10 protein-coding genes and 1 tRNA gene are annotated in these 11,289 nt (G+C 70.0%); 6 read left to right on the top strand and 5 right to left on the bottom strand.

Annotation, left to right across the window (positions count from 1 at the left end; all coding sequences use genetic code 11):
* Positions 1–194 precede the first annotated feature (194 nt).
* The 3 genes from AB0M30_RS08530 to lon all read left to right on the top strand — a co-directional run bounded on the left by AB0M30_RS08530 (position 195) and on the right by lon (position 4,598).
* Positions 195–1,133, top strand: coding sequence for a GNAT family N-acetyltransferase (locus AB0M30_RS08530; protein ID WP_364581578.1), 939 nt, complete (start codon positions 195–197; stop codon positions 1,131–1,133).
* Positions 1,134–1,204: 71 nt separating this feature from the next.
* Entirely contained in the window at positions 1,205–2,056 is an 852-nt protein-coding gene (locus AB0M30_RS08525) for an SAM-dependent methyltransferase (RefSeq protein ID WP_364581575.1), read from the top strand.
* A gap of 100 nt (positions 2,057–2,156) precedes the next feature.
* Positions 2,157–4,598, top strand: a complete 2,442-nt coding sequence (lon, locus tag AB0M30_RS08520) for an endopeptidase La (protein WP_364581573.1) — start codon at positions 2,157–2,159, stop codon at positions 4,596–4,598.
* Between the two features lie 59 nt (positions 4,599–4,657).
* Here lon and AB0M30_RS08515 read toward each other — a convergent pair whose 3' ends face one another.
* Both AB0M30_RS08515 and AB0M30_RS08510 read right to left on the bottom strand, forming a co-directional pair.
* The gene (locus AB0M30_RS08515) at positions 4,658–5,488 is read right to left on the bottom strand and encodes a class I SAM-dependent methyltransferase (protein ID WP_364581571.1); all 831 of its coding nucleotides are present in this window, start codon (positions 5,486–5,488) and stop codon (positions 4,658–4,660) included.
* 449 nt (positions 5,489–5,937) lie between these two features.
* Positions 5,938–6,020: transfer RNA gene (locus AB0M30_RS08510), tRNA-Tyr, on the bottom strand.
* Between the two features lie 129 nt (positions 6,021–6,149).
* Between AB0M30_RS08510 and AB0M30_RS08505 the strand changes: the two genes are divergently transcribed.
* Entirely contained in the window at positions 6,150–6,641 is a 492-nt protein-coding gene (locus AB0M30_RS08505) for a YajQ family cyclic di-GMP-binding protein (protein ID WP_103337374.1), read from the top strand.
* A 99-nt stretch (positions 6,642–6,740) separates the two neighbouring features.
* Here AB0M30_RS08505 and AB0M30_RS08500 read toward each other — a convergent pair whose 3' ends face one another.
* Complete coding sequence (locus AB0M30_RS08500; RefSeq protein WP_364581568.1) at positions 6,741–7,409, bottom strand: hypothetical protein; 669 nt, start codon at positions 7,407–7,409, stop codon at positions 6,741–6,743.
* Positions 7,410–7,549: 140 nt separating this feature from the next.
* Here AB0M30_RS08500 and AB0M30_RS08495 point away from each other — a divergent pair, with 140 nt between their 5' ends.
* Positions 7,550–8,686, top strand: a complete 1,137-nt coding sequence (locus AB0M30_RS08495) for a sialidase family protein (RefSeq protein ID WP_364581565.1) — start codon at positions 7,550–7,552, stop codon at positions 8,684–8,686.
* Positions 8,687–8,737: 51 nt separating this feature from the next.
* Positions 8,738–9,619, top strand: a complete 882-nt coding sequence (gene rfbA / locus AB0M30_RS08490) for a glucose-1-phosphate thymidylyltransferase RfbA (protein ID WP_364581562.1) — start codon at positions 8,738–8,740, stop codon at positions 9,617–9,619.
* Between the two features lie 2 nt (positions 9,620–9,621).
* Here the strand turns inward: rfbA and AB0M30_RS08485 are convergent, their stop codons facing one another.
* Positions 9,622–10,110, bottom strand: coding sequence for a hypothetical protein (locus AB0M30_RS08485; protein ID WP_364581560.1), 489 nt, complete (start codon positions 10,108–10,110; stop codon positions 9,622–9,624).
* Between the two features lie 131 nt (positions 10,111–10,241).
* The gene (locus tag AB0M30_RS08480; RefSeq protein ID WP_364581557.1) at positions 10,242–11,264 is read right to left on the bottom strand and encodes a helix-turn-helix domain-containing protein; all 1,023 of its coding nucleotides are present in this window, start codon (positions 11,262–11,264) and stop codon (positions 10,242–10,244) included.
* Positions 11,265–11,289 lie beyond the last annotated feature (25 nt).

Raw genomic sequence — 11,289 nt, 5'->3', positions numbered from 1 at the left:
CTTCGGGTGTGGACAGGGGCCATACCGTACCCCGTAGGGCGTACCCGCGTCCCTTTCGAGACAGTAGGAGATCACCCCAGGGTTAACAATGCCTCGAACGCGCTGACCTGCGTGGACCAAGGGGTGACGGGCCGGATGACTGAACTCGGCCGGTTCCGTGCCCACCGGGGGCCGGGTCGCGCTTCAATGGCTCCATGCACAGCGATGTGATTGCCACCGAGCACGCGGCACGGCTCGCGGCGGTGGACTCCCTGCTCCCCGGATCGACTCCCTTCGAGGCCACGGAAAACGCGGTGGTCCTGGAGGTGGCGACGGGCGACTCCGCGGCGTCCGCGCTGGCCTCCCGCGTCCAGGTCGACCGCGACGCCCCGAACGCGCCGTGGCGCGCGCTGACCGAACACCGGCTCGACCTCCAGCTGGCCGGCCCGCAGCCGGCGGCCGCGCTGGACGCCCTCCTCACCCGATGGGATGAACATCTGCGCGCCGTCGCCGAGCCGGGTGACACCGAGACGGCGGCGATCGTCCCGCGCGCGAGCCGGGACGCCGCCGGCGCGCGCGAAATGCTGCACCACGGCTTCGCGCCGCTGCGGGTGGTCGCGGTCCGCCCGGCGCAGCGGCTGGTCCCGGCGACCCCGCTGGGGACGCCCGGGGTCAAGATCCGCCGCGCCGAGCCCGGCGACCTCGAAACGGCGGTGGAGCTCGGCATGGAGCTGCACTCCTACGACGCCCAGTACGGCACGGTGAACTGGCGCACCGGTGTCGAGGAGATCCTGGCCAAGGACCTCGCCGAGCAGCTGAAGCGGCCGGAGCCGCCGCTGTGGATCGCCGAGCTGTACGGCCGTCCGCTCGGCATGGTCAGCGTCCAGCACCCGGGCGACACCGGCTGGATCAGCGGCCGCGTCGCCGCTTCCCGCGTGGGTTACCTGTCCTCACTGGCGGTGGCGGAGGCCGCGCGGTCGTCCGGCGTCGGCACCGCGCTGGCGACGCACGCCCACCAGGTCCTCGACGAGGAAGGCGCCGACGTCGTCCTGCTGCACCACGCCGCGGCGAACCCGCTGTCGACGCCGTTCTGGTACGCGCAGGGGTACCGCCCGCTGTGGACGTACTGGCAGCGTCGACCGGCTGTTCGGTGAACTACTGGTGGATTACCGCCGGTGCGCTGGGCTTATAGGCTGGCCCCCGCCGCCAGCGAGGGGAGCCTGAAGTGACCGACCAGCGGGATTCCGCGCCGAGAGCGCCCGAAGGCGTCGACACCGAGAAGCCGTCCGCGGCCCGGATCTACGACTGGTACCTGGGCGGTACCCAGAACTGGGCCGTGGACCGCGAGTTCGGTCGGCGCATGGAGCAGCAGTGGCCGCTGGTGCGCCCGGGGTCGAAGCAGAACCGCGAGTTCATGAACCGCGCGGTGCGGGCGGCGCTGCGGGCCGGGATCCGGCAGTTCATCGACCTCGGGTCGGGGGTGCCGACGGCCGGGAACGTGCACGAGGTCGTCGAGGCCGAGCTGCCCGAGGACCACGACGCGAAGGTCGTCTACGTCGACTACGAGCCGGTCGCCGTCGCCCACGCGACGCTGATCCTCGAGGAGGAAATCGCGACCGACTGGGCCGGCATCGTCCAGGCCGACATGCGAGACGCGAAGTCCGTGCTGCGCGCCTCGGAAACGCAGCGCCTCATCGACTTCTCCCGGCCCGTCTGCCTGATCATGGCGGCGGTGCTGCACTTCGTCGGACCCGACGACGATCCGGACGGCCTGCTGGCGGCGTACCGGGACGCCCTCGCGCCCGGCAGCTGGCTGGCGATTTCGCAGATGAGCGAAGGCGACGGCGACGGCCCGTACCTGGACGGGCTGCGCTGGTTCGTCGAGCAGTACCGGAAGACGAGCAACCCGGTCTGGCTGCGCAACCGCGAGGAGATCGAGCCGCTCTTCGGGGACTGGCCGCTGCTGGAACCGGGCATCGTGCACCTGCCGGACTGGCGGCCGGACCGGAAAATCAACGCGCTCGAGGCGGAGGCCCGCCCCTTCGCGTGGTGCGCGGTGGCGGAGAAGCCCGCCTGACCTGCGGTTTCCTCGATCGCTGTGGGCGAACGCACCATCGGAAACAAACACACCCATCGGAGAGTTGAGCAAAGCAGACTCAACTACCCGAGGAGTGCACATGTCCGACACCCGCCTCCTGCCCGTGCTCCCGCTCGATGACGACGTCGTGCTGCCGGGCATGGTCGTCCCGCTCGACCTCACCGACACCGAGACGCGGGCCGCGGTGGAGTCCGCCCAGGCCAAGACGCCGAGCCAGGCGTCCTTCCCCGGCATCCGCTCGTCCGCCGCCACCAAGGCGGAGGTCCTGATCGTCCCGCGCGTCCACGGCGAGTACGCCGAGTTCGGCACCGTCGCCACGGTCGAGCGCATCGGCCGCGTGCCCGGCGGCAAGGCCGCCGTCCTGCTGCGCGGCACGGCCCGCGCGGTCGTCGGCCGGATCGCCGACGGCCCCGGCGCCGCCCGCTGGGTGCACGCCGAGGACGCCCCCGAGACCACCGACGAAAAGGCCGCGCAGCTCGCGGCCGAGTACAAGGCCGTCGTCATCTCGATCCTCCAGCAGCGCGGCGGCTGGCAGCTGATCGACGCCGTCCAGCAGGTCGAGGACGCCTCCGCGATCGCCGACCTGTCCGGCAACGCGCCCTACCTGTCCACCGAGCAGAAGCTCGAGCTGCTGTCCGCTTTGGACGTCGCTGCCCGCCTGGAGAAGGCCCTCGAGTGGAGCAAGGAGTACCTGGCCGAGCTCGAGGTGACCGACACGATCCGCAAGGACGTCACCGAAGGCATGGAGAAGCAGCAGAAGGAATTCCTGCTGCGCCGCCAGCTCGAGGCGATCCGCAAGGAGCTCGGCGAGCTCGACGGCACCGCGCAGGACGACGACTACCGCGCCCGCGTCGAGGCCGCCGAACTGCCGGACGCCGTCAAGAAGGCCGCACTGGCCGAAGTGGACAAGCTGGACCGCGCGTCCGAGCAGTCCCCGGAAGGCGGCTGGATCCGCACCTGGCTGGACACCGTCCTGGAGCTGCCCTGGAACGAGCGCACCGAGGACGTCTACGACATCGCGGCCGCGCGGGCGGTGCTGGACGCCGACCACGCCGGTCTCGACGACGTGAAGGAACGCATCATCGAGTACCTGGCCGTCCGGAAGCGCCGCGCCGAGGCACGCTTTACCGCCGAGGCGCCATCCAACACAGCGGAGTCGGGTCTCCGCCCGGTCGGAGGGCGGCACTCCGGCGCGGTGCTCGCCCTCGCGGGCCCTCCCGGGGTCGGCAAGACGTCGCTGGGTGAATCCGTCGCCAAGGCCATGGGCCGCAAGTTCGTCCGCGTCGCGCTGGGCGGCATCCGCGACGAGGCGGAGATCCGCGGGCACCGCCGCACCTACGTCGGCGCGCTGCCCGGCCGGATCGTCCGCGCCATCAAGGAAGCCGGCTCGATGAACCCGGTCGTGCTGCTCGACGAGATCGACAAGGTGGGCGCCGACTACCGCGGCGACCCGACCGCGGCGCTGCTCGAAGTGCTGGACCCGGAGCAGAACCACACGTTCCGCGACCACTACCTCGAGGTCGAGCTGGACCTGTCCGACGTCGTGTTCCTGGCGACGGCCAACGCGCTCGAGACCATCCCCGGCCCGCTGCTGGACCGCATGGAGCTCGTCACGCTGGACGGCTACACCGAGCACGAGAAGGTCACCATCGCCCGCGACCACCTGCTCCCCCGGGAGCTGGAGCGCGCGGGCCTGAGCGTTGCGGACGTCGTCCTGACGGACGCCGCGTTCAGCCGGATCGCCGCCGAGTACACCCGCGAGGCGGGCGTGCGCGACGCGAACCGGACGATCGCGAAGGTGCTGCGGAAGATCGCGACCAAGGTGGCGCTGGACGAGGTCTCGCTGCCGCTGACCGTGGACGCTCCTTCCCTGGAGACCTACCTGGGCCGCCCGCGGCACATCCCGGAGTCGTCGCTCCCGGCGTCGACGCAGCGCACGGCGACCCCGGGCGTGGCGACGGGCCTGGCGGTGACCGGCGCGGGCGGCGACGTCCTGTACATCGAGGCGTCGCTGGCGGACCAGGAGTCCGGCGCGTCCGGGCTGCAGCTGACCGGCCAGCTCGGCGACGTGATGAAGGAGTCGGTGCAGATCGCGCTGTCCTACCTCAGGTCGCACGGCGCGGAGCTGGAGCTGCCGGTGGGTGACCTGAAGAACCGCGGCATCCACGTCCACGTGCCGGCGGGCGCGGTCCCGAAGGACGGCCCTTCCGCCGGTGTCACGATGACGACGGCGCTGGCGTCGCTGCTCTCGGGCCGGGTGGTCCGGGCGGACGTGGCGATGACGGGCGAGGTGTCCCTGACCGGCCGCGTGCTCCCGATCGGCGGCGTCAAGCAGAAGCTGCTGGCGGCCCACCGGGCGGGGATGAAGACGGTGATCATCCCCCAGCGCAACGAGCCGGACCTGGACGACGTCCCGGCCGAGGTGCTGGCCCAGCTGGACGTCCACGCGGTGGCGAACGTCCGCGAGGTCCTCGACCTCGCCCTGACCCCGGCTTCGACGCCGGTTTCCCAGGCGGCGTAACCCCGAGCGCCGCCACGACGGCCGGTTTCCCTCTCCCCCAAGGGAAACCGGCCGTTGCCCTACTCTCCGACCTTCCGGGCGGCGACCAGGTAGCCCGTGCCCAGCCAGCGCTTCGCCCCGCGCGCGATCGTCGCTTCCGGACGCTTCCGCCACGAGCGGTCCCGGCGGCGGACCAGCCGGTCGACCGGCGGCACCGACGCGGTGACGTCGTAGGCGATGGCCTCCCCCGGCTGCAGACCGGCGCGCCACAGCAATTCCCGCAGGCGCCGCGGGGTCAGCGCGACGATCCCGGTGCGGCGGGCACCGTGCCGTCTCGACGGCGGAACGCCGACGACGCGTTCCAGCGCGCCGAGCGTGCGGCGGGCGGGCCAGAAGACGCCCCATTCGAAGAGCCGGTACGGGCTCTTGGGGTTGAGCATCGTCGTCACGACGAGCCCGCCGGGCCGGGTGACCCGGGCGACTTCGCGCAGAGCCTGCGCGGCCTCGGCGTACTCGAGGACGCCCATCGCGAGGACGACGTCGAACTGCCGGTCGGCGAACGGCATCTCCTCGATGTCGCCCACGGCGAGCTGCACGCCGGCGCCGGCGCGCGCCGCGACGGCGTCGATCATGGCCGGCGACTGGTCGCACGCGGTGAGGCGGAAGTCGCCGGGCCGGGTGTCGAGCAGGTGCCGCACCATCATCCCCGGCCCGCAGCCGACGTCGAGCAGGTCGCCACCGGGGCAGCCGGCCAGCACCTGGTCGATGGCGTAGCGCCGCGAATGGTGGTAGCGCGCGGTGGGGCCCCATCCGGCGTGGTCGTCCGCGTAGCCGGCGACGAGCGCGGGTTCGGCGTACTGCACCCGCACCAGCTCCTCGCGGACCGGTCGCGACGTCACGGGAATGGACATGTGTTCCTCCAGCGGCTCGGTGAAATTTCCGGCACCCCCATGCCGGGTCGAGTCGCTCAAGAAATGCGTTACGCGCATTCCGAAAACAGGTCGAAAGGCGGAGTCAGCCTTCCACCGAATCGCCGATCCAAGTCCTCCGACGTGCAGTTTTACCGGATAACTCGGCGATTTCGCCCATCCGACACATAGCGGCCACCAGCCAGGATGCGGCAGCTTGAAGACGAGAGAATCAATTCTCGTTCACCGGGAATGCAAGCGATGCCAGCTCTCGAATTGACCACACCGAATCGGGGAAGGGTTTAGCCCGTCCGGACGGCCCGGCACACCGGACGCGCTCAGGTTCCGGCCGGGCGGGTCAATCCGCACCGCGAGCCGCCGCGGCTGACACCGCACTAGCCCGCACATGCGAGGAGCCCCGTGATCAGGTGATCACGGGGCTCCTCGCTGGGTGGCGGGTGAGGGATTCGAACCCCCGTAGGCGTAAGCCAACTGGTTTACAGCCAGTCCCCTTTGGCCACTCGGGTAACCCGCCCAGGCCGGTCTCACCGGCCGGGGGAAAGCTTACCCAAGGGGTCGGAGCAGGGGTCAACCGGGATACCCCTCCCCCCGTGGGGGCTAGGCTGGGTGGTCCCTGACAAGCGAGTACGAGGTGTGAGGACACGTGGCGGATCCCTCTTTCGACGTCGTGAGCAAGGTCGACCGCCAGGAGGTGGACAACGCGCTCAACCAGGCGAGCAAGGAGCTGGGCACGCGGTTCGACTTCCGCGGCACCGGCACGACGATCAACTGGGCCGGCGAGGAGGCTCTCACGATCGAATCCGAGACCGAGGAGCGCGCGCTGGCCGCGGTCGAGGTGTTCAAGGAGAAGCTGATCAAGCGCAGCATCTCCCTGAAGGCCTTCGAAGCCGGCGAGCCGGCCCTGTCGGGCAAGATCTACAAGATCTCCGGCAAGATCCTGCAGGGCATCGCCTCGGACAAGGCGAAGCAGATCGCCAAGTTCATCCGCGACGAAGGCCCCAAGGGCGTCCAGGCCCAGATCCAGGGCGACCAGCTGCGGGTGTCGGGCAAGAAGAAGGACCAGCTGCAGGATGTCATCGCCCTGCTGAAGGGCAAGGACTTCGAGATCGCGCTGCAGTTCACGAATTACCGGTGACTTACCCGCGTTGACCTGCGGGTATCCGGTTTCGGGTGCCCGTGGGTACGACGTCGGTACCACCGAGCGCGGAGTCGAGTGACCCGCCGCGGGTGCCGCTCAGGACGGCGTCAGCGTCCAGCTCGCTTCGTAGCCCTCCACCTGCAGGTACGCCGGCCCGTGGACGTCGCGCTCCACCTGCAGGTCGCCGATCTGGTTGAGGAGGAGGTCGCGGTCCTTCGGGGACATCACCCACAGCGCGACGTTCCCCCGGGTCTTCGCCGTGAAGCGGATCCGCGTCACCCCCGCCGGGAGCTTCAGGACCGACTCGCTCTTGCCCGCCGCTTCCTTGCCGCTCTCCGCCGTCGGGATGCTTCGGTAGTCCGAGATCGTGGCCGTCCATGGGGCGTTCGCGTGGACCGTCACCCGCTTCACCGGGCGGTCCGGCTCCGTGTTCATCCACTTCGTGCCCTTGTACGCGCCGATGGCGTTGACCAGGCCGTGCTCGCCGCCGTCGGTGTCGACGATCACGTTGGACGTGCACTTCGGGCACTCGAACGTCAAGAAGCCCAGCTGGTCCGCCGGCCACGACGTCTGGAACTCGCCGCTCTCCGAGCCCGTGTGCGTCTCGGTCGGCACCTCGCGCGGTACCGGCGCTGCCGACGAAGTCGGCGTACGAGGAGGCAGAGCGGGCGCCGATTTCGTCACGATCTCGCCGTAGCCGGTCGCCGGCGCGCACGCCGATGCCATCACCAAGAGCAGCAGCACGCCGCCCAGCCGGAGCTTCATCTTTCCCCCTCGGGGCCACGCGGCCCTCCCGTGATCTTTCGACACGCAGAGCACGAGCGTTACCCGAACGCGTGAATGCGGCCCGTGGCCGCCGCCCGCGCGTGTTGTAATCGCGCCATCACCGTGTGGAGGGGGGCGAGTTGCGCCGTTCGCTGGTCTTCGTGCTGACGCTCGCCGCCGTCGCCTCGCTGCTGACGCCGGCCGGCGCGGCCGAGCGCAAGCTGCTCCTCCCCGGCTTCGGCGCCTACGCGCGCCTGATCCGCCTCGAACACTCCGCCGTCGGCCGCGGGCACATCGTCGCCACGCTGACCAGCGAAGACGCCGACGGCAAGTTCACGCCCGTGCTGGAGAGCACCGACGAAGGCGAGTCGTTCCACGAGATCGGGGCCATCCACGACCCCGATGGCCAGGCCGGCATGTGCTGCGGCACCGTCTACGAACTGCCGGAACGCGTCGGCAAGCTCCGCGCGGGCACCCTGCTGTGGGCCGCTTCCTACCGGCAGGACGCCGGGCCGCAGCGCCGCATCGGGATCCGCGTCTGGGCCAGCAAGGACGGCGGCCGTTCCTGGAGCTTCCTGTCCGAGGCCGCGCGGTCGCACAACATCGACGGCATCTGGGAGCCCGAGTTCACCGTCGACGCCGGCGGCACGCTCTGGCTCCACTTCGCCGACGAGACGCAGGCGCCGAAGTACGCGCAGGTGCTCAACCGGGTCGCATCGACCGACGGGGTGAGCTGGGGCACCAAGCAGCTCACCATGGCGATCCCGCCCGACCGCGTCCGGCCGGGCATGCCGATCATCCGGCGGCTGCCCGACGGCCGCTACTACTTCGCCTACGAGATCTGCAACTTCCGCGACCGCTACTGCGACCCGTACTTCAAGATCTCCGCCGACGGCGCCAACTGGGGCGACCCGGCCGACCCCGGCACCCGCGTCGAGACCGCCACCGGCAACTACTTCCAGCACGCGCAGACGATCACCCTGTTCCCCGGCGGCCCGAACGGGGTGCGGATCGTCATGGTCGGGCAGATCTACACCGACGCGAAGGGCGTGCCGCAGCCGCAGAACGGCCAGGTGCTGCTCGCGAACGACGACTTCGGCAGCGGCCACTGGTACGAACTGCCCGCCCCGGTGCACGTCACCGGCATCTCCAACAACTTCTGCCCCAACTACTCCTCGACGCTGCTGCCGGTCGACGACGGCCGGAACGTGCTGGAGATCGCCACCGAGAACAACGCCGGCTGCAAGGCCTACTTCGGCAAACGATCCGCCTTCTAGCGGCAGCCCGTAGGGTGGGGAAGTCTCAGCCACGGAAAAGGGAGGCCGTTCATGAAGGGCATCGTGCTGGCCGGAGGCAGCGGGACACGTCTGCACCCGATCACCCAGGCGGTGTCCAAGCAGCTGCTGCCGGTCTACGACAAACCGATGGTCTACTACCCGATCTCGGTGCTGATGCTCGCCGGGATCCGCGAGATCCTCGTCATCTCCACCCCCACCGACCTGCCGATGTTCCGCAGGTTGCTGGGCAACGGCGACCAGTTCGGCCTCTCGTTCTCCTACGCCGAGCAGGCGAGCCCGAACGGGCTGGCCGAGGCCTTCGTGATCGGCGCGGACTTCATCGGCGACGACGACGTGGCGCTGGTCCTCGGCGACAACATCTTCTACGGCCAGGGCTTCTCCAGCCGCCTGCAGCAGGCCGTGCGCGAGCTCGACGGCTGCGTGCTGTTCGGCTACCCGGTCAAGGACCCCGAGCGCTACGGCGTCGGCGAGGTCGACGAGGCAGGCAAACTCCGCACCATCGAAGAAAAGCCGCTGAAGCCGCGCTCCAACAAGGCGATCACCGGCCTGTACTTCTACGACAACCACGTCGTCGACATCGCCCGCGGGCTGAAGCCGTCGAGGCGCGGTGAGCTCGAGATCACCGACGTCAACCTGACCTACGTGCGCGAGGACCGCGCCACGCTGGTCGAGCTCAGCCGCGGCTTCGCCTGGCTCGACACCGGCACGCACGACTCGCTGCTCGAAGCCGGCCAGTTCGTGCAGGTGCTGGAGCACCGCACCGGCGTGCGCATCGCGTGTCTCGAGGAGATCGCGCTGCGCATGGGCTTCATCGACGCCGACGAGTGCTACGCGCTCGGCGAGAAGCTGGCGAAGTCCGGCTACGGCGACTACGTGAAGGCAGTCGCCGTAGCGGCGGGAGCTTCGGCCTAGCGTTACGGGTAGACCCGCAACGCCGAGGTCTTGTCGTTCATGCTGCCGAGCCCGTAGCACGTGTAGCAGGTGATGCTGGCGCCGCCGGGGCCGGGCAGGTCGTACAGGATGCCGTGGCTGCAGGTCCCGACCGCCTCCCAGGAGGACAGGACGTTGTTCTGGACGATGGTGCTCCACGTCCAGACCCGGCCACCCGAGCAGCCGGGACTCGCCACGTCGAACCACCAGCAGGTGTTCTCGAAGTTGCTGTCCTTGCACCCGTAGCCGACGTGCACGTTGGCGGCCACCGAGTCCGGTGCGGCCAAGGCAGCGGGCCGGCACTCGGTCCGCGTCGCCGTGACGACGTTGACGTTTCCTCTCGTTTCGAACGCCGTCGCCTGGATCGCACAAGCCTGGCGGGCCGAACTGGCCGCCCCCGGACCGGCCGTGGTCGTCGCGGAGGCGGGTGCCACCAGCCCCACCGCCAGCAGCAGACCAGCGACCAAGCTCAAGAGCACAGCAAGCGGCCGACTTTTCACCATGGACTTCTCCCCGTCGTCGAGGTGTCGGAACCGGACGGCTCGATCCTCGCCGCGTTGCCGGTTTCCACCACACCTTTCGACCAGGTTCGAGGTCTGCGGGCTCACCACTGCCGGACCGGTGTCGGACGGCCGTTCAGCAACGCGACACCCATGTCCGTGAGGTGGTGCACCACCGAGGCACCGTGGCGACTGCTGGTGATGAGCCCGGCGTCGCGCAGGATTTTCGTGTGGTAGCTGATCGTCTGGGCCGAAATCCGCAGTTTTCCGGCGATGGCCCCGGTGGCGAGCGCGTCATTCCCGGCGAGGTCGAGAATCCGCGCTCTGGTGTCGCCGAGCAGGTCGCTGAGCGTTTCCGCGCTCGCCGTGCACCGGTCGCTCCCGGACAGCCACCGGGGATCGTGCCGGATCGGCAGGACCAGCACCGGCGGGAGATCGGGGTCGAACAGCGTCACCGGGCGGCGGACGCAGTAGAAGGACGGGATGAGCAGAAGTCCCCGGCCACCGAGGTGCACGTCGCGGTCGTGGGGGTACCGGGTCAGCAGCAGCGGTGGCTGCCAGTCGCAGCCGGAACCCAGCGACCGCAGCAGCGCCTCGCTGCCCCGGGTGGCCGCGATGCGCGCGTACTCGTGGCGCACCTCGGCCAGCCGTAGGTCGATCAGCTGCCGGAACGGGGCGATCGCGGCGTCGTAGTAGGCCCGCAACGCCCGGCAGACGTGCGCGACAGCGTCCTTGTCACCGGTGGCGAGCGATCGCACTCGCGGCGGCAGTACCCGCGTGTGGGCCAGCCGGGCGAACTGGACCGGAAACTGCGTTCTGGGAGTGCACCGCACCGCGTCGATGCCGACGGCGATCTCCCCCGTTCCGGTCACCGGGGTGAGGAAATCCGGGAAGTAGCGGGCCTTGGGGTTGACGACGTTGAGAAAGGCGACGACCACTTTCAGCTCGGGCGACAGGAACCCGGCCAGCCGCCGTCGCCAGGGGTCGAACACCAGATCCGGTTCCCCGGATTGCAGCAAGTGCAGGCTCAGCACCACTTCCCACATCCAGTCCGTGGCGGTGGCGAGCCGCAGCCTGCCCTGATCTTCTGACGTGAAATGAATGCGCAGCAACCCCTCGCTGTTCACCGGCTCCCCCTGAGCGATCCCGGCG

Origin of the sequence: Amycolatopsis sp. NPDC051716 (assembly GCF_040681595.1) — a bacterium.
Taxonomy (GTDB): domain Bacteria; phylum Actinomycetota; class Actinomycetes; order Mycobacteriales; family Pseudonocardiaceae; genus Amycolatopsis.
The sequence above is the reverse complement of the archived record's forward strand: the minus strand, read 5'-3'. Positions and strand labels throughout refer to the sequence as shown.